Consider the following 22,694-nt stretch of genomic DNA (forward strand, 5'->3'; position numbering starts at 1 on the left):
CAGCGGACCAGTCAGATCCCCCGATTGTCTCCGGCTGCCTTGCGCGCGATCGCGCTGATCGAGCGCACGCACCTGAGACCAGGCGAGACCGCCGAGGCACTCGACGGCTGGGCACGGTTCGTGCACGGCCCCGTCCGCGCCATCACCGGCTACGAGCCCGATGACTGCCCGTGCCCTGGTTGTGAGTGGGACGATCCTGTCGTTCGCCGTACGGCGCTGGGGACGGTCCTGCGCGCTCTACCGGGCAAACCTGCTCGTGAGTTGCGTGCACTCGTCCGTCCGCTCGACGAGCTCTACCTGGCCCGCTCAGTCCCCGTTCCCGAACACGCCCACATCCGTGCGTTGCTCAACGCGTGAAAGCGCGGCGGGACAAGGATGTCCCGCCGCGCTCTCAAGGCAGCGCGACCACCTTCTCGGGCCGTCGCCGCCAGCACGGTGACCACAATCTCCACCGGCTGCTTTGGGCACCCAGTAGGGCACCTCACGACACCGCCCCCGCACCCCCATATGTCCAATATGAGGGTGCGGGGGCGGCGCCGCGATGCGCCCGCCTGGCCGCTCAAAGCAACCGGCGGAGGTTGGTGATCACCGCGCTTCAGGCGAGGATCTCGCCGACCGTGCCGGCACCCACGGTCTTGCCGCCCTCGCGAATCGCGAAGCCCAGCCCGGTGTCCATCGCCACCGCCTTGCCCAGCTCCACCGTGACCTCGACGGTGTCCCCTGGCAGAGCCAGCGTCCTGTCGAGCTCCACCACGCCGACGACGTCGCCGGTGCGGAAGTGGAACTGCGGGCGGTAGTTCGACGCGATGCCCGTGTGCCTGCCGCCCTCGGCGTGCGAGAGCAGGTACACGGTCGCGCGGAACCGGGTGTGCGGCGCGACGCTGCCCGGCAGGGCCAGGACCTGGCCGCGCCGGACGTCGCCGCGCTTCACCCCGCGCAGCAGGATCGCGGCGTTGTCTCCCGCCTGGGCCTGCTGCATGGGCTTGCCGAACGTCTCGATGCCGGTGGCCACGGACGACACGGCGTCGCCGAGACCGAGCACCTCGACCTGGTCGCCGAGGCCGAGCACGCCGCGTTCCACCGCGCCGGTCACGACGGTGCCGCGGCCGGTGATGGTCAGGACGTTCTCGATCGGCATCAGGAACGGACCGGAGATGTCCCGCTCCGGCACCGGCACGTGCGAGTCCACGGCGTCGAGCAACGACTCCACCGACTGCACCCACCGCGGGTCACCCTGCAGCGCGCGCAGGCCGGACACCCGCACGACCGGTGTGGCGTCACCGTCGAAGCCGTACTGGGAGAGCAGGTCGCGGATCTCCAGCTCCACCAGGTCGAGCAGCTCCGGGTCGCTCACCGCGTCGGCCTTGTTCAACGCCACCACCACGTACGGCACGCCCACGCGGTGCGCGAGCACCACGTGTTCACGCGTCTGCGGCATCGTGCCGTCCTCCGCGGACACCACGAGGATCGCGCCGTCCAGCTGCGCCGCCCCCGTGATCATGTTCTTCACGTAGTCGGCGTGGCCGGGCATGTCGACGTGCGCGTAGTGACGCGTCGGCGTCTCGTACTCGACGTGCGCGATGTTGATCGTGATGCCGCGGGCCAGCTCCTCCGGCGCCCGGTCGATCCGGTCGAACGCCGTGAAGGTCGTGCCCGAAGGGTCCTTTTCGGACAGAACCTTGGTGATGGCCGCGGTCAGCGTGGTCTTGCCGTGATCGACGTGCCCCATGGTGCCGATGTTGAGGTGCGGCTTGGCGCGCACGAACTCTTGCTTCATTGCCCTGTGTCCTCGGGATGTGCAGCTGGAGGTTCAGAACCGATGGACCGCTACAACCCTCCTCCAGTGGTCCTGAAGGATGGACTGGAGAAGGGTCAGAGTCGGGCGCCGGCCAGCTGTGCCAGGACAACGGCGAGCGCGTCCGCAGGAACACCTGCGTACGTGTTGTGCTCAGCCGTCAGGAACATGCGTCGATGGTGACAGGCGGGCTAATTCGTTGTCACCTGGTTTTTCGCGAGCCCGATCAACGCCCGCGCGGCCGGGCTGTGCGGGCCCTCCGCGCGCCACGCGAAGGCGAGCCGGCTGTGCGGCACGGGATCGGTGATCCGCACGGCGTGCAGATCACCCACCATCGACGACGCCAGGATCGCCGGACCGAGCCCGCGCTGCGCCAGCGTGATCACCATCGGCGGTGCGGAGGCCTCGAACGCGATCCGCGGCCGGCGCGATCCGCAGGCGGCGTCCAGCGCGCCGCGCAACCCCGTTCCCGGCGGCAGGCTGATCAACCCGCGCTCCAGCAGCTCGTCCAGCGGTACGGACTCCCTGCCGTACCAGGGATCCGACGCGGCGACCGCGGCCACGAGCGGTTCGTCGGCCAGCACCCTGACCGACAACCTCTCCGGCTCCGGCCCCGCGTACCCGACGAGGGCGAAGTCCAGCCGACCGTCCACAAGGGACGAGATCAACGCGTCGGAGTTGGCTTCCGACAGCGTGATCTCGACGGCGGGGAACGACGAGTGGAACGCCGACAGCAGCTCGGGCAGGTCCATGATCCCGCAGGACACGACCATCCCGACGCGCACGGCGCCACGCACCAGCCCGGCCATCTCCTCCACGGTCCGCCGCGCCGCCTCCACCGAGCCCAGCGCAGCCCGTGCCAACGGCAGGACCGCCGCGCCGACGTCGGTCAGCGTCACGGTGCGCCCCGACCGGTCCAGCAGGTCGTGCCCGAGCTCCCGCTCCAGCCGCCGGATCTGCGCGCTGACGCCGGGCTGCGCGACGTGCACCCGTTCCGCCGCCCGCGTGAACGAGCCCGACTCCACGACCGCGACGAAGTACTCCAGCTGCCGAAGCTCCATAACCAATGATTATAGAGACCAGCATAACTAGATCTTGGACTTATAAGGGCAGGCCAGTAACCCTGGGGACATGGAGATTTTCTACCCGGGAGACACCGGCTACGACGAGGAACGCAGCGGTTTCCAGACCGGACTCCGCCACGAACCACAGGTGATCTTCGCCGTCGAGAACGCACAGGACGTCGAAGAAGCCGTCGGTCACGCCGAGACTCACGGCCACGAGTACGCGATCCAGACCACCGGCCACGGCCTGACCACGGCCACGACCGGCGTCCTGATCTCCACCAGGCGCATGAACAACGTCGAGATCGACGTCGAGACCAGCACCGCGAGGGCCGAAGCGGGCACGGTGTGGCAGCAGGTGATCGAGCAGGCCGCCCCGCACGGCCTCGCCCCGCTCAGCGGCGACGCGAGCGACGTCGGTGTCGTCGGCTACACCCTCGGCGGCGGATTCAGCGTGCTGGCCAGGGAGTTCGGCTTCGCGAGCGAGCGCGTCCGCAAGACCGACAAGGTGGGCGACGTCGTCACCGCGCTGGAGTTCGAACTCCTGCCGATCGACCAGGTCCACGCGGGCGAGTTGTTCTTCGAGGCCCAGCACGCGCCCAAGGTGTTCGAGGCATTCCACAACTGGGACCTGCCGGATCACGTCACCCCGACGCTCACCACCCTCGGCGACGTCGTGCGCATCACCTTCGCGAGCACGAAACCGTTCGACATCAACCATCTCCGTGTCGCGCCCACGGTGAAAGAGGAGTTCGGCGCGAAGCCGTTCGCACAGGCCGCCGGCAAACCACTGCCGCCGCACACCTACCAGGGCGACAACGTCCTGCTGAGCGACTTGCCACTGGAAGCGCTGCACAACGCCAGGGAGGCCGCCGCGCACTCCAGCGCCGAGATCTTCCTCGGTGTGCTGCCGCTCGGCGGAGCGCTCAACACCGAAGCCACTCACCTCATCAAGCTCATCTCGCCGCGGTTGGGCGTCGAGAAGCAGCACGAAGAGGTGTTCGACCAGGTGCGACCGTTCGTGGTCGGACGGTCGCGGAATTTCCGTTACGCCGTAGGCTGACCTGTATGACCAGTGTGGTTCTCGTGGAGGACCACGACATGGTGGCCGAGGCGATCGGGCAGGCTCTGGAACGGGCCGGGTTCACCGTGATCGCCCGTGCGTCCAGTGTCGCCACCGCTCTCGCGGAAATAGTCCGCGGGAGGCCCGACGTGGTCCTCCTCGACCGCAGACTGCCCGACGGCGACGGCACCGCGCTGATCCCGGAGTTCGTCAGGGCCGGCGCCAAGGTGCTGGTGCTGACCGGCGAGGCGACGGCATCGGTCGCCGCGCGCGTCGCCGAGGCCGGTGGCGCGGGGCTGATCCTCAAGTCGGCACGGCTGGACGACCTGGTCGAGGCCGTGCGCAAGGTGGCGGCGGGCGAGGTCGTGTTCGACTCGCGGCTGCTCGCGGGCGTGCTCGACCGGCTGACCGGCCGGGTCAAGGCCGCCGGTGCCTCGCTCACCGCGCGCGAGCAGGAGACGTTGTTGCTGCTCGCGGACGGCGCGGGCACCGACCAGATCTCGACCAGGCTCGGCGTCGCCCGCAACACCGCGCGCAACCACGTGCAGCGCGTCCTCGACAAGCTCGGCGCGCGCTCGCAGCTCGAGGCCGTGTCGATCGCCCGTCGTGAGGGCCTGCTCGACTGATGCACCTGCACCAGACGGCCTGATCCGTCTGCGTCTGCCCGGATCAACGCGGTTGGTGGACCGTGATGGAGTGGTCATGAGTCCGCTCACCGAAGCCGTCTTCTCCCTCCCGGAGAACGACCGGCGCGGCGGCGTGGCACTGGCCAGGGAATTCGCCCGCCGCACCGCGCTCGTCTGCGGCTATCGCGGCAACCACGAGGACGTCGTGCTCGTCGTCAACGAACTCGCCACCAACGCCGTCCGCCACGGCAGCGGCCGCCCCGTCGTGCGCCTCTTCGTCGGCGAGTACCAGGTGCTGGTCGAGGTCGCGGACGACGCCACGGACCACGGACCGCGTGCCGGCGGCTGGGGCCTGCAACTCGTCGCGACGCTCGGCGAGAGCTGGGGTGTCACCGAACGGGCAGGTCAGAAGGTCGTCTGGTGTGAGCTGACGGCGTAGCCACCATGATGAGGCCGTGCAACCCGACGCGTGGCGCGACAGCGATCTCTTTCGGCTGCTCGTGCAGGGGGTGCGCGACTACGCCATCTTCATGCTCGACCCTGGCGGGTACATCGTGAGCTGGAACGCCGGCGCCGAGCGCATCAAGGGCTACACCGCCGAGGAGATCATCGGACAGCACTTCTCGGCGTTCTACCCACCGGAGGACGTCAGCTCGGGCAAGCCCGAGTGGGAGCTGCGGGTCGCGAAGGCCGACGGCGCGATCGAGGACGAGGGCTGGCGGGTGCGCAAGGACGGCACGCGCTTCTGGGCGAACGTGATCATCACGGCGCTCCACGACGACGCCGGTGAGCTGCGCGGGTTCGGCAAGGTCACCCGCGACATGACCGAACGGCGGCGCGCCGAGCAGCAGCTCACCGACCGGCGCCGGTTGCTCACCCACCTGGTGGAGGCGCAGGAGCAGGAACGGCAGCGCATCGCGTGGGACGTCCACGACGACACCATCCAGGCCATGGTCGCCGTCGACATGCGGCTGCAACTGCTCGCCCGCAAGCTGCCGGAGGAGCACCGCGAGATGGTCGGGCAGCTCGACGGGGCGGTCCGCGCCACCATCAGCAGGTTGCGCAACCTGGTGTTCCGCGTGCGCCCTCCCGGTATCGAGCGCCAGGGTCTGCGCGACTCGCTGGCCGCCTACCTCGCCGACACCTCCATGGTCGGGGAGATCCGGTACGGGCTCGAACGCGAGCCTGGTGACGACGCGGCCATCACGATCTTCCGCATCTGCCAGGAGGCGCTGACCAACGTCCGCAAGCACGCGCGCGCGTCGCTCGCCGTCCTCGACCTGTCCACTGTGGACCGGGGATTCCTGGTCCGGGTGATGGACGACGGCGTCGGGATCCCCGACCTCGACCAGAACACCAGTCACTTCGGCCTGATCGAGATGCGCGAACGGGCGGTGGCCGTCGGAGGCTGGTGCACCGTGACGGCGCGCGAGGGCGGAGGCACCGTCGTCGAGTTCTGGCTCCCGGACGTGCGGCCGTGATCGTTCGCGTGTTGATAGCCGACGACGATCCCCTGATCAGGGACGTCCTGCGGGACGTGCTCGACGACGAGCCGGACCTGGAGGTCGTGGCGGTCGCCGCCGATGCCCGCGAGGCCGTCGAACTGGCCGAACGGCACGCGCCGGCGGTGGTCGTGCTCGACGTGCGGATGCCGTTCGGCGGTGGCTCGCACGCGGCGACCGAGATCCTGCAGCGTGCGCCCGGAACTCGGATTCTGGCGTTCTCCGCCTACACCGATCCTGGCGCCGTCGACGAGATGCTCCGGGCGGGTGTCACGGACTACCTGGCCAAGGGTGTGCGCAACACCGAACTGGTCGCCGCCGTTCGGAGGTTGGGGGGACGATAGGTTGTGATGGGGAAGCAACGGCCGTAACGTCGGGGCGACAGCCGGGTTCAGCAGCGTGCTCGGAGTCCGAGTCTCGTACGCCTTCGGCCACCGGGGAGTGCTGGTGAACGAAGAAGAGTTCAAGGAATCGCCGCTGCTCACGGTCCGTGTCGCGACTGTCGCCGGGATCGTGGTCATCGCCGTGGAAGGCGAGATCGACGTCGACACGGCCGACGAGGTGCTGGACGCGGTGCGTCGCGCCTTCGTGACCGCGGGGCCCGCGCTGATCGCCGACCTGACGCAGGTCAGCTTCTTCGGCTCGACCGGCATCTCGACGTTGATCACGGCCCACGAGCTCGCCGACGAGCTCGGCAAGAAGCTGCACGTCGTCGCGCCGCAGCGGGCGGTGAGACGACCGTTGCAGGTCACGGGAGTGGGGGACGTCCTCGCGCTGCACGACTCCATCGAGGACGCGTTGTCGGCGCTGAAACCGGTGCCCAGCGAGTAGGCACCGGTCCGCACGTCGTCAGCCGGCCAGTTCGGCCAGCTTCGGCACGATGTCGTCGGGGTGCGGCAGGGCGGCGATCTCCGCGGCGATGGCGGTGTTCGCGGCCTGCACCTCGTTGTCCTTCAACAGCTTCCGCACGGTCTCCTGCACCGCGTCCGCCGTGAAGTCCTCGCCGACGAGCTGGGCGCCCAGGCGCGTGTTCGTGACGATCTCGGCGTTGCGGAACTGGTCGGCGCCCTGCGGCAGCACCAGCTGCGGCAGGCCGTGCGTCATCGCGGCGACCGTGGTGCCGGCGCCGCCGTGGTGCGTGACGAGATCTGCGTGCGCGAGCAGATCCGCCTGAGGCACCCACGGCAGCACGTGCACGTTGCCCGGCATGTCGGTCAGCACGGACGGATCGACCTGCGGCCCGGTCGCGACCAGCACCTCGGCGTCCACGCCCGAGAGCCCGGCGATCGCGGTCCGCAGCACGTCCGGGTTCGAGAACGCGGTGCCGAACGTCAGGTAGACGAGCGGCCTTTCGTGGGCCAGCACCCAATCGGGCAATTCGCCTGGTTCGGCGAACGGAACCGGACGCATCGGAATTCGATCCACGTCCGCAAGAAAGTCCAGGTTCTGCAAAGACGGCGGGAAGACGTCCAGATAGGTCGATCCGAGTCCGTAATGCTGCCCATCGGGCAACGTGATACCGAGTTCGGCGACGTACTCCAGAAGGAGGCTGCTCATTGCCTCCGGAACGAGGGATTCGTCCATCTTGCCGAATCCGTGGCACACCGTCGGAATCCCGGCGCGCATGGCGGCGAGACCCGCGCCGGGGTTGATCAGCTCGAAGACGACCAGGTCGGGCTTGTCCCGTTCGAGCACCGGCTCCAGATCGTTCACGAAGGCCCTGGGCAGCAAGGACCCGAACGCGTCGACGGCCGTCTGGCGCAACATGTCGCGCCGGAACGCGCCCGTGCCGTGCAGCTCGTTGGCCTGGCGGAACGCCTCCCAGATGCTGATGCCCGCGTCGACCACCGTGAACCCCAGCTTTTCCACAGTCGCGTGGAATCCGGAGTCGACGGCGTAGAGAACGTCATGTCCTTGCGCTCGCGCGGCGATCGCGAGCGGAAGTATCGGGTAAACGTGTCCGTGTGAGCCTAGGCTCGAGAAGAGAATGCGCACCCGGCCAGATTAGGTGCTGTTCTATTGCTCCGGGAGTCTATCCCGCGAATCGTGACCCCGATGCCAGAGACTTTCCCACCGCCGAGCTACCTGGGCGGGCGACGGCATCGCCGCGATCTCGGCGCGCACCTCACCCGCGGCCCGCTGCAGCTTCGAGTCCTCGATGAGCCGGGTGAGCAGCTCCGGCGTGATCTCCCGCGGCTCCGCCCGCAGCCCGGCCCCGCGCCCGGTGATCGCGGTCGCGTGCACGGTCCGGTCGCCCGGCCCTGGCTCGACGAGCTGCGGCACTCCCGCCGCGAGCGCGCCGAGCAACGTCCCCGCGCCGCCGTGGTGCACGATCCCGTCGCAGAACGGCAGCACGCGCGGAATCGGCACCCACCCGACCGTCCGGACGTTGCCGGGCAGACCCTCGGTGCGTTCCGGTCGCACCAGCACGAACTCGGCGTCCACCTGTTCAGCCGCCTTGACCACGGCCGCCATCATCCGACCGGCGCCAGGACCGGGCGCGGTGCTCCGGCTGACGAGGATGCGCGGCTTGCCGGACGGTTCGACGAGCCACCGAGGCACCTCGCCGCCACCGCTGTACGGGACGAACCGCATCCGTTCGCCGCCGGGAAACTCCGCGAGCGACGGCGGCGCCGTGCGCAGAACCGTTGCGGGAGAACGCACCCCGGCCTTCATTCGCGCACCGACCGCGGCCGTCAGCTCCAGCCCGTCGAACAACGACACGTCGTGCACGATCGAGGGCACGCCCAGCGCGGACCCGGCGGCCGCCAGCGGTTCGTGCACCACGACGTCCGGCTTCCAACTCCGGGCAAAGGCCTGCAACGGCGCCGTCATCGCGTTCCCGACCACGCCGAACAGCCGTGACACGAAGTCGAGCCGGCCGCTGCCGCGCATCTCCCTCTTGGCCACCATCGGATGCGCCAGCATGATGCGCAGCGCGATCGGTCCGAAGCGGACGTTCGCCGGGACGACGTCCTCGACGCGCAGCCCGGAGTCGCGCACCCGCAGCGCCTCGCCGCCCGTGGCGACCACGACCTCGTGCCCCGCCTCGCGCAGTGCCAGGGCCAGCGGCATCAACGGGAAGACGTGACCCAGCAGGGGAGCGGCGACCACGAGAACACGCATATCCCCAGGTTAACCTTCGTTCATGCCGCGGCCCTGGAACGTGATCAGCCACGACGGCCTGGTACCTCGCCGCGGACAGCTCGACGAGTACGACCTCCTGCGCGCTCTCCTCAACAACGAGGTGGTCCGCGAGGGACTCGCCGAACTGCGGATCCCACGTCCTCTCCCCAGAAGCATGGGCTTCTGGCAGGAGTGGGCCGGACCGCTGAGCCTGGACGGCCTCCTCGCCGAGGTCACCGTCCTCTGCGTCACCGACGACAGCTGACCTACGGCTCCACCAGCCGGCGCACGGCGTCCTCGACGGTCCGCCGCCGTTCCCCGTGATCGCAGCCTCCCGCGGCGTTCGACCACATCGACGCGATCGCCAGCACCAGCTGCAACACCTGCTCGGCGGAGAACCGCGACGACACCACCCCCGACTCCTGAGCCGCCCGGATCGCCTCGACCTCGGCGACCCGGCTGACGCAGCCGCGCCGTTCCAGCCGCTGCCAGGTCGCGAGCCGGGCGAACTCCGGGTGCCGGTGCTGCAGGTCGTACAGCCGGGCGGCGTATCCGGGCAGGTCACGGGCGTCGAACTCCACGGCGACCGCGCTCACCACCTCGGACTGCACGGCGTCGAACAGCTCGTCCTTGCCGCCGTAGTAGGTGTAGGCGAGACCCGCGGAACACCGCGCGATGCGGGCGATGCGTTCCATCCGCGCCCCGGCGATCCCGTAGGCGGCGAACTCGACGAACGCGGCGTCCAGCAACCGGCGGCGGGTGCGTTCCCGATCGCGGCTGGGCATGAAAACAGACTAGGGCCGCACCCCCTGAAGGGATGCGGCCCTGGAAAGAGGAACTACTTGGCCATGTCGAACCAGTTGAAGGCCTCGACCATCTGACGGGTGGTGTCGCTGACGTAGCGCTGGCCGGTGAGCTCCCAGCGCGTCACGGTGCGGTAGGTGCCCGGCTCCAGCGACTCGTCCTCGCGGGTGTTCTCGTCGTCCTTGACCGGCACGTACTCCTTGATGGACCGCTTGGTCAGGGTGACGTCGAGCGACTCGTACGCGGACTGGGTGTAGAGGTAGTTGCCCTGGCCGCTGTCACCGGCGCGGCCCGGGTCGGCCAGCTTCAGCTGGATCGTGTTGCCGCCGAACGAGCCGGTCGCGGACACCACCGTGATGATGTGGCCACCACTGCGCTGCAGCGAACCGCTGGTGGGGCCGGCCTTGTAGCGGCCGTACACGAGCTGCAGCGGGCCCTCGTTGAGCTTCTTCGCGAGCTCACCGGCGAAGTCCGGGTTCTCGTGGGTGCTCACGGCGCCGGTGGAGGTGGTCCAGCCGGCGTCACGGGCGGGCTTGGTGGCGATGTCCCACGCCTTGCGCAGGTTCGTGAGGTTGGTGCCGCCGTTGTACTTCGCGTCGACGCCGATGCGCCCGATCGAGTTCGTGATGACGCCGAAGTCGGCGGGGTCCTTCGGGTTGAGGTTGCCGACCTTGGTGGTCAGCCAGCCGACGGGGGCGTCCTTCTCGTGGCCCCAGTAGTGCAGGACGTTGTAGAGCGACGCGGGACCGCAGTAGGCGCCACCGTTGTTCTCGAGGCCGGCCCGGTGCTGATCCACATCGCTGACGCCGCACTTCTTGACGTTGAACTCGCTGCCGGCCAGGTCGGAGGCACCGACGCACGGCGGGGGCGTGCCGATGATCGGGTCCGCCACGGCGGTGGCGGGAGCGACGACGGCGGTGAGAGCGGCGGCGGCGATCAGAGCGTTGCGGATCATTTCGTTTTCCCCTTTGAGTTCCTGTGTTCCCCTGCGGTGACACAAGATTCGCCGAGGCGAACCCCCAAAGGCATGAGGGGAGATCCCTCAACCCTCCTGCGGAAAAGATGGGTGTATCAGGGACACCCCCACGTCGCTCTGTCTTAGGCGAGGACGCGGGCCAGATCCCTGCGACCTGCGATTCCGAGCTTCGTGTAGATCCGGCCGAGGTGGTTCTCGACGGTCTTGGGCGTCACGAACAGCTCCTGCGCGATCTCCCTGTTCGCCCGGCCCGCCGCCGCCAGGTCGGCCACGCGCCGTTCGGACGCCGTCAACGCCTCCGCGCCCAGGGTGATCTGGCGGCGTGGCCGGTCGCCGAGTGCCTCCAACGCCTCGACCGCACGGGTCTGGAGCGCTGCCGAGCCGCAGTTTCCGGCCAGTTCGATGGCGCGGTGCAACGGCTCGCGCGCGTCCGTCCGGCGTCGGGCGACCCGCAGCGCCTCGCCCAGGTCCACCAGCGATCGGGCGAGTTCCAGGCGGGAAGGCGACGTCTCCAGCACGGTCACGGACTCGGTCAGCAGCTTCAGCCGTGCGTCCGCGTCGGCGTTCGAGAGCAGTCGCAGGGCCGCGCCGACCTCGGTGGCCGCGCCCCACTTGCGGGCCACGTCGAGCTGTTCGGTGGCCAGTTCCAGCGCGAGTTCTTGCTGGTTGAGGAGCAATGCGGCGCGGGTGGCCACCGCGCGCCACGGGATCGTGGGCGGATCGACGTGCACCTGGTGCATCGCGTCGCGCTGGCGGTAGGCCTGGGACATCGCGCGCCGTGCGTCGCCTTCGGCCAGTGCGATCAACGCGCGGACCTCGTGCAGCCAGATCATCGGCATGGTCAGCCGGGCGTCGGCGTGCTTGCCGTCGAACGCCGTGATGAACGCGCTGGCAGCCGCGACGTCGCCCCGTTCGAGTGCCGCGTAGACCGCGAAGTGCGTCGAGGTCGCGCGCAGGCTGATCACCTCGGACACCGGGTCCTCGTGCGCGACGGCGGCCAGCGCGCCCTCGGCCTCGGCCTCGACGACCTGCATGTTGCCGCAGCGCCAGTTCAGGAACAGCGACGCGTTCGCCACCATCGCGAACTCGATCGGCGAGCCGTGCGCCCGCACCTTCAGCCTGGCCCGTTCGATCTCGTGCCGTGCGGTGTCGACGCCGTCCGCGGCCATCAGCGCGAGCAACGCCACCAGCCACGCGACCATGGCGTCCGTGCTGCCCGTCGCGTCGTCCAGGTAGGCGCCGTTCGCGAGCGCGCGCGTCGCGGTCGTGGCTACCTCGTCGTGCGGCCACACCTCGTAGCGGCCCATCTGCGCGAGGAGGCCGAGCAACGTGCGTTCGTCCGGGGTGCCGCCCGCGAGGCCCGCGTAGCCGCTGAGGTGCGCGGACGCGACCTGGCGTTGATCGGGCAGGAACGAGCGGAACACCGCCAGCCGTGCTTCGAGGTGCAGCCGCGACTCGCCGTCCGGGCGGGCCTCGATGGCCTCGGTCAGTTCCGCGATCGCCGCCGCAGGGCCTTCCAGCGCGGCCGTCGCCGAGGCCGCCGCGGCCACCAGTTCCGCGTCCGGCAGGCCTTGGGCAGCGGCCTTCAGATGCCGGTGAGCGTTCACGGCGTCGCCCACCCGCAGCAACGCGCGCCCGAGTTCCGCGCGCAGTCCCGCGTCGCCGGGCTTCTCGTCCACCGCCCGTGCCAGATGCCCCGCGGCGGTGCGCGGGTCTCCTGCCGAGAGCAACGTCGCCGCGGCCTTTCTCAGCACCTCGGCGGCGTTCGGCAGTGTCCCTTTGGGAGCGTGGACGAGATGCGCGGCCACTCGATCGGCTGAGGCGTGCGACTCCTGCAACGACTTCGCGGCGCGCGCGTGCAACGAGGCGCGCGCGATCGGCCCGAGACCGGTCAGCACCGCCTCACGCACCACGGGATGCACGAACTCCAGATGGTCGCCGGTGATCAGCACGTTCGCCGCCGTCAACGCCTCGACCGCGGCCGGGAGATCGCCGACCTCCGCCAGTTCCGCCGCCTGCCACGGATCGGCGTGCGTGCCGAGCACGGCGACGGCGCCCGCGAGCGCCACCGCTTCGGCGGGCAGCCTTCCCAGCGTGGCGCGGAAGACGGTGCTCGGGCCGAGCGTGCCGACCTTCTCCGCCGTCGCGGCGTCGTCCAGCGGCAGCCCGAGCGCCGCGAGTTCGTCGACGAGGACGCCGGACAGGAACGGGTTCCCGCCGCTGGCCGCGTGCAGTGCGGTGATCACCGCGGGGTGCCCGCCGACCAGGGCGCTGAGCGCGTCCGTGGTGAGTGGACGCGGCAGCAACCGGTCGGCGGACACGCTCAGCTGCGCGAGCGGCCCGAAGTTGTCCATCGGCGGCCTGGTCGCGACGACCAGCGCGATCGGCAGGTCCGCGATCCGGCGGGACAGGTAGACGAGGAACTGCAGCGACGAGTGGTCCGCCCAGTGCGCGTCGTCCACCGTGATCAGCAGCGGGCGGGTGGACGAGAGGTCCACCGCGACCCACCACAACGAGTGCAGCGTGCGGGCCAGTTCGGCCTGGCTCGGGTCGAGCGCGGCGTCGTCCAGGGCCTTCAGCGCCGCCCCGGACGGCCCGGCGAGGATCTTCTCGCGCAGTTCGCCGGAGTACCGCGACACCGACCGCTCGACCATCTGCCGGACGACGCCCCACGCCATGGCGTTCTCCAGAGCGTCACCGACAGCCTGCAGCCGCCCGAATCCGCGCTCCTTGGCCAGTTCGCGGCACTCGTGCACGAGCCTGGTCTTGCCGATGCCCGCACGGCCCTCGATGACGACGACGCGACCCTCACCACGGGTGGCTGCGTCCAGAGCTTCACGAATGTGCGCGATCTCTGAGTCACGTTCAAGTGGTTCACGCACGAATTGATCGTAGCGGCCGTCTCGCGGGCTACGTGCTGATCATCGACTGCGCAGAAGGGCGACTTGATGCTCCATTGGAGTGATCGTCAGTTGACGCAGCCGCCTTCGCCGGAGGTGTCGCCTCCGTCGAGGGCCTTGTCCACGAACTCCTTGGACTTGGCGGAGTCGACCTCGTAGCCGTACCCGGTCTCGCGCGGCACGGACGCGCCCACCGGCAGCGTCGTCACGCCGATCGCCATCGGGCCGGTGAACCGCTGCGCGAATTCCAGCACGTCCCAGCCTTCGTCGACGGTGATCGACCCGCTGACCCCGCGCGCCAGTGCGGTCGCCTTGTCCTTGGTGATCTGCGACGCCAGTCCGACGAGGAACAATTGCTGCCGCTTGGCCCGGTCCAGGTCGCCGTTGGGCAGACCGTGGCGCTGGCGCAGGAAGGCGAGCGCCTGATCGCCCATGAGCGTCTGCTTGCCTGCCGGGAAGCTGACGTGGGTGACCGGGTCGGTCGTCGCCGCCTTCAGACACACCTCGACACCGCCGATGAGCTGCGAGATCTGGCCGAACGCGGACATCTTCACGGCGGCGTAGTGGTCGACCTTCGCCCCGGTGGTCTTCTCGACGGCCGCGGTCAGCTTCTTCGGGTCCTGGGCGAACAGTCTGTTGATCGTCTCGCCGTCCACCAGGATGTCCCGTGGCAGCGACACGACCATGACGGCCGACCCGTCCGCCCGGAACCGCGCGAGCATGAGCGCGTCGGTGAGGCCGACGTCGTCGGCGCCGATGAGCAGCACGTTTTGTGCGTCCTGCGGTCCGGAGACCGCCAGCGGAGCGGTCTCGGTCTTCTTGATCGTCGTCGGGATGACGACGGCTGCCGCTGCCGCGGCGACGGTCAGCGTCGCGACACCGACGATCAGCCCGAGCGGCTTGCGCTTCTTGGCCTTGTGCAGGTTGGCCAGCACGGTCCGGGAGTCCACGCGCTCCTCGGCCTCAGCGGCGATGGCCTGGCGGATCAGGTCGTTCATGAGTGCACCCCCAGGGTGGCGGACCGGGCGAGTTCGTGAGTGCGCAACGTCTGCAGCGCACGAGAGAGTTGGCTGCGCACGGTCGATTCCGTGCACCCGAGCACCTGTGCGATCTCCGCGTCACTGCAGTCCTCGTAGAACCGCAGCACCAACGCGGCGCGTTGCTTGCGAGGCAGGACGGCGATCCGTGCGCGCATGGCCTCGCGTTCAGCGTGCGCGTCGGCCGGATCGGCCATCGACGGCACGTGCTTGGCGAGCTCGGCGCGTTCCACGGCGATCTCGCGGGCAGCCCTGCGACGCCACCACGACAGGTAGTCGTTGGTCACCATGCGCTTCACGTAGAGATAGGGCACGTCCATCGCCCCGATGCGTTCCCACTTGCCCTGCGCGCGCATGAGCACGTTCTGCACGATGTCCTGCGCCAGGTGTTTGTCGCAGGTGATCGCGGTGGCATAGGCCAACAGCCGATCCAGTCGATCAGCGACGAACTGGTCGAACCCCACGCCGCCCCCTTCTCCTCAGTGGTCGCTTGCGGATCGGGAAACCCCTCTCGCCGCTCGATCCGCTGCATCGACTTGTGTGGTCCGGCCCACAGATGTCTCGGTTTGGACGGATTTCGGTGTGAATCCTTTTCATGTTCACGTCCATGGACGAGCCTTCACCTCATGCGCATCATCCCTGCACTCGCGCTGTTGTCGCTGCTCCTCGTCCCTGTCGACGCGGTCGCGGCCCCCAACGGCAACTACTACCTGCAAAGTGCCGTGACCGGCCAGAACGCCGCCGTCTCCGGCTCGTCCGTCCTCCAGCACCGCCCCAAGGGCAACGAGGACCGCCAGCAGTTCTCCTGGAACGGCAGCACGCTGTCCGAGGGCGGCCAGTGCCTCGGCCGCAACGGCGACGCCGCCCAGATGGTCAGCTGTTCGAGCGCGGAGGCCCAGTGGACCGGGCTCCTCGACGACCAGGACAGATACCGCTTCAAGGACCCCGGCGCCGACCGCTACCTGATCGCGTCCGGCACCGACCAGATCCGCGTCGGCACCGGCAACGACACGTGGTTCCTGACCCCGGTCACCCCGGTCCGCGTCCAGCCCCCGGCCGACCCGCGCCTGGACGAGATGACGTTCCTGACCGCGCACAACGCCTACGCGAACGGCGTCGACGGCGGCTTCATGTTCGCCAACATCGCCCCGAACCAGTCCCGTGGCATCGTTCAGCAGCTCAACGACGGCGTCCGCGGCTTCATGCTCGACATCCACCAGACCCCCGACGGCGCCATCCTCTGCCACAACAGCTGCACGGCCGTCAGCAAGCCGGTGGCTTTGAACGTCGACGTCCAGCGCATCGTCGACTTCCTGAAGTCCCGCCCCACCGAGATCGTCACGGTCTTCCTGGAGGACTACGTCTCGGCCGACGTCCTGCGCTCCGAACTCGCCCGCGTTCAGGGCCTGGGCGACGTCCTGTACCGAGCCGAGGGCGTGCGCGAAAACGGCTGGCCGACGTTGTCGCAGATGAGGGCCACCGGCAAGCGTTTGCTCATCTTCACCGACCACGGCCGCGACGGCCGCGAGAACTCCGGCGTGCTCTACCAGAAGGACTGGACCGTCGAGAACTACTGGTCGATGGGCTCAGGAACCGGCACTTCCGACTGGTCCTGCTACTCACGCTGGGGCGACAAGCCGCTGACCGCGACGGAAGCGAACTTCCGCCCACTGTTCGTGATGAACCACTTCCGCGACGTCCCGATGCAGGGCACGGTCTCCACCGACAACTCGAAGCTCGTCAACCGGGCCCAGCGCTTCTGCGAACCCGCGGCACGCAAGACCCCGAACTACCTGGCCGTCGACTTCTACCACCTGAACACGCCGTCACTTCCGGCCGAACGCCACCCGTCCGGCACGGGTTCCGTCGAGCTGTCGGCTTCGTCGACGCTCTGCCTGGACAACAACGCCGGTGGCACCGAGAACGGCAACCCCGTGCAGATCTGGGGCTGCAACAACTCCTACGCGCAGAAGTGGCGCGTCGTCGCGGACGGCACGATCGCCATCTCCGGCAAGTGCCTCGACATCAGCAACAGCGGCACGACCAACGGCACGGCCGTCCAGCTGTGGCAGTGCAACGGAACGGGCGCGCAGCAGTGGCGCGTGCGGTCGGACGGGTCCGTGCAGAACCCGCAGTCTGGGCTGTGCCTGGACAACCCCAACGCGTCCACCACTCCCGGCGCGCGCCTGAACATCTGGAGCTGCAACGGTTCCGCGGCTCAGGCCTGGAAGTTCCGCTAGGGCTTGCGGCCGATGCCGACGTAGACGTCCGCAGGGCCACCTTCTCCGGCCGGGCCGAGTTCCGGGTGCCACTGAGGCGCCGAGACGACGCCCGGCTGGAGGATCTCCATGCCGGCGAACATCGGCTCGAACTGGTCGTGCGAACGGAAGTACATCGGGTCGCGGCTGTGCTTCATGGCCTCGACGACGGCGCCCATCTCCTGCGGCTTGAAGTCCGCCGTGAGGTGCGAGAGGGAGATCAGGCTGCCGGACGGCATGGCATCGCGGTAGCGGGCGACGACCTCGGCCGGGCCCTTCTCGTCCGAGACGAAGTGCAGCACGGCGACCATGAGCAGGCCGACGGGCTGGGAGAAGTCGATCAGGCCCTTCACGGCCGGGTCGGCGAGCACGTCGTCAGGACGGCACATGTCCGCCTGCACGACGCCCGCGTTGTCGTTGCCCTCCAGGATGAGCTGGCTGTGCGAGACCGCCACCTCGTCGTAGTCCACGTACACGACTCGTGCGTCCGGATTTTCCCGCTGCACGATCTCGTGGACGTTGCCGACCGTGGGGATGCCTGAGCCGAGGTCGAGGAACTGCGTGATGCCCTGCTCCATCATCAGCAGGACGGCACGGCGCATGAACGAGCGGTTCGACGAGGCGATGGCACGGCCGTCGCGCAGGATCTGCAGCACCTTGTCGCCGACCGCGCGGTCCGACGCGAAGTTGTGGCCACCTCCCAGCAGGAAGTCGTAGACCCGTGCCGCGCTGGGCACGTCCGTGTTGATTCCCGCGGGCACCCAGGAGAAAGGCTCGGCCATGCCGAAGAACTTACTCGAATGCGCGTACACGTGTGGCGGCCCGGCTCGGGTGAAAGCGTCATCCAGAACGCGCGCAGCGGGCCGAAACCTGCTCTGCCAGCACAGATGCGCCGGCTGAGCGGGCTTCCTGCCCCAGCCGGCGCAGCTGGTCGTCGGCGCGTGCCGAACGCAGGTTCTGGGCGGACGCCACGGCTTCTCCGGCGAACTCGGTCGCCATCGCTATGTCGCCGAGCGCGAGATGATTACGGGCCAGCGCCGTCAACGCGAGCGTGCGAGCGCGGCCTTCGCCATATGTGCCAACCTTTGTGGTGAGTGAGGCGATCGCCTCCTCAGGATCGTCCAACGCACACCGGTCGGCCCACGCGTTGTGCGCCGCCACGACACCGAGCTGGAACGCCTTCAGCGCGTCGTCGGGTGCGTTGTGGTGCAGGAACATTCGACCGGCCCGTGTCAGCACGGAGGCGATCAGCGATTCGTTCTCCGCCTGGCGCGCCAACGTCAGCGCCTTGGCGAAGTGCGGCAGGGCGACCCCGGGCTGTCCGCTGTCGAACGCCGTCCAGCCCGCCAGCTCGTAGACCTCGGCGACGGCGGTCCACGTCGGAGCGTCGCCGACGACGATCATGGGTTCGACGGCGGTGAGGTGCTCCAGAACCGAGGTGTGGCAGGCGATCCCGCCGTAACGCCGGTCCAACGCCCGCAACGCCTGTGTGCGCGCCGCGATCACCTCTGGTGAAACAAGAACCGACGGCATCCCGGACGGCAGCCAGTCGAACGTGGGCGCGCCGACCATGATCCGGGCCGCGTGCTCCAGAAACCGTTGCCGTTCCCCGGATTTCTCCCTGATCAACTCCGCTGCCTCGGGAAATCCGTCCGCCACTGCGGCCAGACACCACTGCGAGGCCTCGGCCGTCTCGCCGAGCGCGAACAGGACGTGCGCCAGCCGCACGGCCGCGTCACCGAGGCGTTGGTCGGCGGCGACCCGGAAGTGCACGGCCGCCTCGCGCAGGCGCCCGGCCCGTTCCGCGTCCTCGCCCAGGCGGTACAACCGCTCGACGGCCTCGTCGAGCTCGAACTGGCTCAGCAGCTCACTCATCACTGCCTCCGAGAATCCGTCGCAGCTCGGCCCGGCCGCGAGTGAGGTGCGTGCGCACGGTGGACTCGCCGACCATCAGCACCGTGGCGATCTCGCTGACCGAGTACCCGAGCAGGTGATGCAACGCCACGGTTTCGCGGTGCCTGGGAGACAGCTCGCGCAACGCCGAGTGCAGCGCCTCCACGTCGTGCACGGGCTGAACGACCTCGGGCACCTCGGCCAGCAGCGTTTCGTGTCCGTAGCGCTGCTGCCACCGCCGCAAGAGCCGTATCGCGACCTTGAGCACCCACGCCTCAGGCTTGTCGTACGCGTGGATGTCGCTCCATCGGTGCCGAGCGATCACCAACGCGTCCTGCGCGATGTCCTCGACGACGCGAGTGTCGCCGCTCAAAGCCGTCAGCGTCCTCGTGACCACGGGCAGGCACCCGCGGAAGAACTCGGCGAAGCCCTGATCCGGCTCCGGTGTGCTCAACGGCCTTCCCTTCAGCGTCCGCTCACGTCGTTCACCGCCCTGAGGCGACCTTCAACGGTTACAGGCGCTGAAACCAGCCAAGGCTGACAGCGACGGCCGAATTCACCCGTTCGGAGTCCTACGGGAGCAGATGACGGAAGGCGTTGACCAACAGCATGCGTTGCTGGTCGACGTCGAGACCCTCCTCCGGCAACGGCCGGAACTCCTTGTTGCCCTGCGAGCCACGCGGGCCGTACGACTCGACGCGGACCGCGATGTCCACGACGTCGGACGTGAGTTCCACAGTGGACTGATCGTCCGGGATCGGCTCGTTCTGCTGGTAGAGCTCGTAGGTGAACCGCATCCCGATCGCGCCGTCGAACGTGGCCTGCTCGGTCGGCAGCTGCATCGCGTCGAACACCGACCGGTACAGCGCGGCGCCGGTGAGGTGCAGCGGGGTCATCACGACGTGCGTGGTGCCGAGGTCGTGGCTGCGCACCGAGATCGCGACGGTCGGGCCGTCCGGCGTCGGCGGGACGGGCTGCGGGAACACCGGGAGCTCCGACTTGCGGTCGGAGCGCCAGATCGCCACCAGGCGGTCGGCGGCGTCCACGAGGTCGATGTGCTTGCGCGGCGCGAGAAGCGCGGGCAGGGGTTCCTCGTCGAGCCGCACGATGAACAGGAACGCGCGCCGGCGCGTCATCTCCAGGTTGAACGCCCCTGACCACTCCTTGGCCACCCACTCGCGATGCGGGGTGTTCGCCGACCACAGCAGGACGTAGTAGTCGGAGGTGGCCAGTGCCTCGTCGATCGCGGCCATCACGTTGTCGCCGGGTGCGATCTCGTTCTCGTCCAGGTAGGCGTTGACGTTGCGCGCTTCCAGTTCCGCACGGAGTTGCTCGGCGTGCGGACGGTCCTTGCCGGCGAACGACAGGAACACCTTGGGACGGGTTTCGAGCGGCACGGGGTCTCCGTTCTTCCTGAGTCTTCTGCGCAGCGGGCCCGCTGAGGTCTGAACGCCCGCGTCGCCGTGCAGGGACCAGCACGCCCAGTCGGCCGGGTGCCGGTCGGCGACTTCTCTCAGTGCGTGCTGCAGAGCGCGATCTCTCGGGAGCTTCGCGAGGTGGTGGTCGAACGCGTCGAGCACCTTCCGCGCCACCTCGTCGCCGGCCTTCCACCTGGCCGCGACGACCGAGGCCGCGCCTGCGGTGATGGCCGCGCGCACGAACCCGGTTCCCTTGTCGTGGCCGCGTCGCTGGGTCATGCCGGACTCGCAGGCGCCGAGCACGACCGTGCCGCACGCGCTGAAGTCCAGCTTTCCCAACGCTTCCACGGACATTCGTTCGTCGCGGAACTCCAGCCACGACTGGCCGGGGTTCAGGCGATCGTTCGTGCCGTGTGCGTCGATGCGGACGCGGTGGAATCGGCCCTCTTCCAGAGTCCGTTGCAGTTCAGCGGCTTTCCGGAAGATCACCGTCTCGTCGCCCCTCTGCCCGCGGGAGCGGCGCTGCAACGGACTCAGCGCCGACAGACAGGGCAGGCTGGACAGCGCGTGGGTCACGCCGAGGTGGTGGTCCGTGCCGGGGACGGGCAGGCCGGCGAGCGGCACGTCCGCGAGGACGTCACCCGCCACCACCGCGATGCGGGTGGCCTTGGGCGGCAGGGCACCGATGACCTCGTCCAGGGCGATCAGGCGGGTCAGCTCGCCGAGCAGGGTGCCGAGGATCGCGTTGTCGTACTTGGGTTTCCACGCCTTGAGCCGACGGATCGTGTCGGTGAGCTCGCCGATGTGGACGCTGGTCGTGACGTGCGTGATCCTGCGGCCGATGATCACGTGGTGGAGCTGGTCCGGCGTCGCGTGCATCATCCACACGACCTGGTCCTTCGGCAGCCGCCTCGTCGCCCTGGCGAGCCAGCGCCTGGACGCGGGCAGGTCGACGAAGCTCGGGAGGTCGCGTGGCTCGGTGAGGATCGCCGTGCTCCTGGCCGCCTCGATCGCGACCACCAGTCCCGCCAACGCTTTGCCGCCTTCACGCCGGGCGCGGCGGACCGCGGCGCGCACCCGGCCGTCGTGCTCGTCGGGGGCCGCGCGCAGCATCCGGAGCTTGCCGCTGGGGCCGTCCTGGTGGTCGGTGCTGTTCTCCTCGATGCGCCGGGACTCGGACCAGTGTTGTGCGGCAAGGTCTTCGTGGCCGGCGTCGGCGAACGTGTCGCCGAGTTTGCGCAGTGCCAGCGCGGTGAGCTCGGCGTGACCCGATCGGCTCGCGACCTCGAAGTGCTGTGCGGCCTGTTCGAGCCTGCCCTGGGCGTACGCGAGCTCGGCGGAGGTCAGGTGCCACAGCGGGGAGTTCCCCTCGCCCAGCATGCCTTCCGCCTTGAGCAGCTCGTCCTCGGCGATCAGGCGGCGGACGTGGCTGAGCCGGCGTTCCGGCCGCAGCGTCTGGGTGGCGTCCGGGAGCTGCGCGATCACCTCCGGCCCGGCCGCGGCGACCAGCAGCGGGAAGAGCCTGCGGGCCGCGCCCGCCTGCCGGGTCATCACCAGCAGCACGGTCAGCTCGTAGAGGACGGCGAACCTCAGCGCGGCCTCGATCTGGTAGCTGGTGAGGCATCTCGTCATCAACGCCAGCGCTTCCTCGTACCGGACCTCGCGCCTGAGCGCGGCGGCCCGTCGCAGGAAGTCGGCTGGATGCCGGGGAGCCTGACCGCTGATCTTCGTGACGCGGGTGCCCCTGCGCACGTCCAGCAGGACCCGATCCCGGCCGATGTGCTCCAGGTGCTCTGGGCGCCCAGCGCGGCGGAAGTGGCGTTCGGCGGCGTCGAGTTCGCTTTCCGCGGTGGGGTAGTCGAAGCGGTCCGCGGCGGCCAGCGCGGCCACTCGCGCGAGCCTCGCCTGTTCCAGTTCGGTGAGCTTGATCTTTCGCAGTTCGCGCACGTCCCGCTCGGCCGCGGTGTGATCCGTCGCGGCACTGCGGATCTGGGCCCGGAGGACTCTCAGCGTGATGTCGTTGCCCGCGCCCAGATACTCGTCGCAGCGCTGCGCGGCCTTGGCGATCGCGCCGAGGTTGAGCAGCGTGGCGCAGTGGTCGTGGGCGACGAGCGGGCTGATCTTCGCGGCCTTCGCGTAGGCGAGGTCGACGCCGAGCACGTTGCCGCGCAACGCGGCGGACCGCGCGGCCTTGACCGCGTCCGCGAGTGGGGTGCCGGGTTCTATCTGCAT

Annotated in this window: 22 protein-coding genes; 9 read left to right on the forward strand and 13 right to left on the reverse strand. The window is 69.3% G+C overall.

Features of this window, described 5'->3' with window-relative positions; genetic code table 11:
* The first annotated feature begins 24 nt into the window (after window positions 1-24).
* Entirely contained in the window at window positions 25-357 is a 333-nt protein-coding gene (locus OG205_RS38725) for a hypothetical protein (protein WP_330272775.1), read from the forward strand.
* A 238-nt stretch (window positions 358-595) separates the two neighbouring features.
* Here OG205_RS38725 and tuf read toward each other — a convergent pair whose 3' ends face one another.
* Both tuf and OG205_RS38735 read right to left on the reverse strand, forming a co-directional pair.
* Window positions 596-1,777 carry an elongation factor Tu gene (gene tuf, locus OG205_RS38730; protein WP_330272776.1) on the reverse strand — a complete coding sequence of 394 codons (1,182 nt, stop codon included), beginning with the start codon at window positions 1,775-1,777 and terminating at the stop codon, window positions 596-598.
* Window positions 1,778-1,986: 209 nt separating this feature from the next.
* Window positions 1,987-2,856: a LysR family transcriptional regulator gene (locus OG205_RS38735; protein WP_330272777.1), complete on the reverse strand. Its 870-nt coding sequence runs from the start codon at window positions 2,854-2,856 to the stop codon at window positions 1,987-1,989.
* Between the two features lie 70 nt (window positions 2,857-2,926).
* Here OG205_RS38735 and OG205_RS38740 point away from each other — a divergent pair, with 70 nt between their 5' ends.
* From OG205_RS38740 to OG205_RS38765, 6 genes are all read left to right on the forward strand, one after another.
* Window positions 2,927-3,922 carry an FAD-binding oxidoreductase gene (locus OG205_RS38740; RefSeq protein ID WP_330272778.1) on the forward strand — a complete coding sequence of 332 codons (996 nt, stop codon included), beginning with the start codon at window positions 2,927-2,929 and terminating at the stop codon, window positions 3,920-3,922.
* Between the two features lie 5 nt (window positions 3,923-3,927).
* The gene (locus OG205_RS38745; RefSeq protein ID WP_330272779.1) at window positions 3,928-4,548 is read left to right on the forward strand and encodes a response regulator transcription factor; all 621 of its coding nucleotides are present in this window, start codon (window positions 3,928-3,930) and stop codon (window positions 4,546-4,548) included.
* A 76-nt stretch (window positions 4,549-4,624) separates the two neighbouring features.
* Complete coding sequence (locus OG205_RS38750) at window positions 4,625-4,987, forward strand: ATP-binding protein (protein WP_330272780.1); 363 nt, start codon at window positions 4,625-4,627, stop codon at window positions 4,985-4,987.
* Between the two features lie 16 nt (window positions 4,988-5,003).
* Window positions 5,004-6,029: a PAS domain-containing sensor histidine kinase gene (locus OG205_RS38755; protein WP_330272781.1), complete on the forward strand. Its 1,026-nt coding sequence runs from the start codon at window positions 5,004-5,006 to the stop codon at window positions 6,027-6,029.
* On the forward strand, window positions 6,026-6,394 hold the full coding sequence (locus OG205_RS38760; RefSeq protein ID WP_330272782.1) for a response regulator: 369 nt from the start codon (window positions 6,026-6,028) through the stop codon (window positions 6,392-6,394). The genes OG205_RS38755 and OG205_RS38760 overlap by 4 nt, the downstream gene beginning before the upstream one ends.
* A 103-nt stretch (window positions 6,395-6,497) precedes the next feature.
* Complete coding sequence (locus OG205_RS38765) at window positions 6,498-6,881, forward strand: STAS domain-containing protein (protein ID WP_330272783.1); 384 nt, start codon at window positions 6,498-6,500, stop codon at window positions 6,879-6,881.
* An 18-nt stretch (window positions 6,882-6,899) separates the two neighbouring features.
* Here the strand turns inward: OG205_RS38765 and OG205_RS38770 are convergent, their stop codons facing one another.
* On the reverse strand, window positions 6,900-8,045 hold the full coding sequence (locus OG205_RS38770) for a glycosyltransferase (protein WP_330272784.1): 1,146 nt from the start codon (window positions 8,043-8,045) through the stop codon (window positions 6,900-6,902).
* A gap of 21 nt (window positions 8,046-8,066) precedes the next feature.
* The gene (locus OG205_RS38775) at window positions 8,067-9,176 is read right to left on the reverse strand and encodes a nucleotide disphospho-sugar-binding domain-containing protein (RefSeq protein WP_330272785.1); all 1,110 of its coding nucleotides are present in this window, start codon (window positions 9,174-9,176) and stop codon (window positions 8,067-8,069) included.
* Window positions 9,177-9,198: 22 nt separating this feature from the next.
* Between OG205_RS38775 and OG205_RS38780 the strand changes: the two genes are divergently transcribed.
* A complete protein-coding gene (locus OG205_RS38780) occupies window positions 9,199-9,441 on the forward strand; it encodes a hypothetical protein (RefSeq protein WP_330272786.1) in 243 nt (80 codons plus the stop codon).
* Between the two features lies 1 nt (window position 9,442).
* Here OG205_RS38780 and OG205_RS38785 read toward each other — a convergent pair whose 3' ends face one another.
* From OG205_RS38785 to OG205_RS38805, 5 genes are all read right to left on the reverse strand, one after another.
* Window positions 9,443-9,961, reverse strand: coding sequence for a TetR family transcriptional regulator (locus tag OG205_RS38785; protein WP_330272787.1), 519 nt, complete (start codon window positions 9,959-9,961; stop codon window positions 9,443-9,445).
* Between the two features lie 53 nt (window positions 9,962-10,014).
* On the reverse strand, window positions 10,015-10,935 hold the full coding sequence (locus OG205_RS38790) for a hypothetical protein (RefSeq protein WP_330272788.1): 921 nt from the start codon (window positions 10,933-10,935) through the stop codon (window positions 10,015-10,017).
* Window positions 10,936-11,078: 143 nt separating this feature from the next.
* Window positions 11,079-13,838: a helix-turn-helix transcriptional regulator gene (locus OG205_RS38795; RefSeq protein WP_330272789.1), complete on the reverse strand. Its 2,760-nt coding sequence runs from the start codon at window positions 13,836-13,838 to the stop codon at window positions 11,079-11,081.
* A gap of 86 nt (window positions 13,839-13,924) precedes the next feature.
* Window positions 13,925-14,854: an LCP family protein gene (locus OG205_RS38800; protein WP_330272790.1), complete on the reverse strand. Its 930-nt coding sequence runs from the start codon at window positions 14,852-14,854 to the stop codon at window positions 13,925-13,927.
* Window positions 14,851-15,357, reverse strand: coding sequence for a SigE family RNA polymerase sigma factor (locus OG205_RS38805; RefSeq protein WP_330272791.1), 507 nt, complete (start codon window positions 15,355-15,357; stop codon window positions 14,851-14,853). Before OG205_RS38805 ends, OG205_RS38800 begins: the two co-directional genes overlap by 4 nt.
* A 162-nt stretch (window positions 15,358-15,519) precedes the next feature.
* Here OG205_RS38805 and OG205_RS38810 point away from each other — a divergent pair, with 162 nt between their 5' ends.
* The gene (locus OG205_RS38810) at window positions 15,520-17,133 is read left to right on the forward strand and encodes a ricin-type beta-trefoil lectin domain protein (RefSeq protein ID WP_330272792.1); all 1,614 of its coding nucleotides are present in this window, start codon (window positions 15,520-15,522) and stop codon (window positions 17,131-17,133) included.
* Here the strand turns inward: OG205_RS38810 and OG205_RS38815 are convergent.
* The 4 genes from OG205_RS38815 to OG205_RS38830 all read right to left on the reverse strand — a co-directional run bounded on the left by OG205_RS38815 (window position 17,130) and on the right by OG205_RS38830 (window position 22,694).
* Window positions 17,130-17,933: an SAM-dependent methyltransferase gene (locus OG205_RS38815; protein WP_330272793.1), complete on the reverse strand. Its 804-nt coding sequence runs from the start codon at window positions 17,931-17,933 to the stop codon at window positions 17,130-17,132. The genes OG205_RS38810 and OG205_RS38815 overlap by 4 nt on opposite strands.
* A gap of 58 nt (window positions 17,934-17,991) precedes the next feature.
* A complete protein-coding gene (locus tag OG205_RS38820; RefSeq protein WP_330272794.1) occupies window positions 17,992-19,026 on the reverse strand; it encodes a tetratricopeptide repeat protein in 1,035 nt (344 codons plus the stop codon).
* On the reverse strand, window positions 19,019-19,498 hold the full coding sequence (locus OG205_RS38825; RefSeq protein WP_330272795.1) for a sigma-70 family RNA polymerase sigma factor: 480 nt from the start codon (window positions 19,496-19,498) through the stop codon (window positions 19,019-19,021). The genes OG205_RS38820 and OG205_RS38825 overlap by 8 nt, the downstream gene beginning before the upstream one ends.
* Before the next feature lie 118 nt (window positions 19,499-19,616).
* Entirely contained in the window at window positions 19,617-22,694 is a 3,078-nt protein-coding gene (locus tag OG205_RS38830) for a TIR domain-containing protein (RefSeq protein ID WP_330272796.1), read from the reverse strand.

The sequence above is a fragment of the Lentzea sp. NBC_00516 genome (assembly GCF_036346835.1).
Lineage (GTDB): Bacteria > Actinomycetota > Actinomycetes > Mycobacteriales > Pseudonocardiaceae > Lentzea > Lentzea sokolovensis.

Bases quoted from the DNA above. Each gene is read 5' to 3' on its own strand.
- OG205_RS38780 (WP_330272786.1), top strand. From the start codon at position 9,199: ATGCCGCGGCCCTGGAACGTGATCAGCCACGACGGCCTGGTACCTCGC.
- OG205_RS38830 (WP_330272796.1), bottom strand. From the start codon at position 22,694: ATGCAGATAGAACCCGGCACCCCACTCGCGGACGCGGTCAAGGCCGCG.
- OG205_RS38820 (WP_330272794.1), bottom strand. From the start codon at position 19,026: ATGAGTGAGCTGCTGAGCCAGTTCGAGCTCGACGAGGCCGTCGAGCGG.
- OG205_RS38745 (WP_330272779.1), top strand. From the start codon at position 3,928: ATGACCAGTGTGGTTCTCGTGGAGGACCACGACATGGTGGCCGAGGCG.
- OG205_RS38775 (WP_330272785.1), bottom strand. From the start codon at position 9,176: ATGCGTGTTCTCGTGGTCGCCGCTCCCCTGCTGGGTCACGTCTTCCCG.
- OG205_RS38800 (WP_330272790.1), bottom strand. From the start codon at position 14,854: ATGAACGACCTGATCCGCCAGGCCATCGCCGCTGAGGCCGAGGAGCGC.
- OG205_RS38750 (WP_330272780.1), top strand. From the start codon at position 4,625: ATGAGTCCGCTCACCGAAGCCGTCTTCTCCCTCCCGGAGAACGACCGG.
- OG205_RS38815 (WP_330272793.1), bottom strand. From the start codon at position 17,933: ATGGCCGAGCCTTTCTCCTGGGTGCCCGCGGGAATCAACACGGACGTG.
- OG205_RS38790 (WP_330272788.1), bottom strand. From the start codon at position 10,935: ATGATCCGCAACGCTCTGATCGCCGCCGCCGCTCTCACCGCCGTCGTC.
- OG205_RS38735 (WP_330272777.1), bottom strand. From the start codon at position 2,856: ATGGAGCTTCGGCAGCTGGAGTACTTCGTCGCGGTCGTGGAGTCGGGC.
- OG205_RS38810 (WP_330272792.1), top strand. From the start codon at position 15,520: ATGCGCATCATCCCTGCACTCGCGCTGTTGTCGCTGCTCCTCGTCCCT.
- OG205_RS38740 (WP_330272778.1), top strand. From the start codon at position 2,927: ATGGAGATTTTCTACCCGGGAGACACCGGCTACGACGAGGAACGCAGC.
- tuf (WP_330272776.1), bottom strand. From the start codon at position 1,777: ATGAAGCAAGAGTTCGTGCGCGCCAAGCCGCACCTCAACATCGGCACC.
- OG205_RS38785 (WP_330272787.1), bottom strand. From the start codon at position 9,961: ATGCCCAGCCGCGATCGGGAACGCACCCGCCGCCGGTTGCTGGACGCC.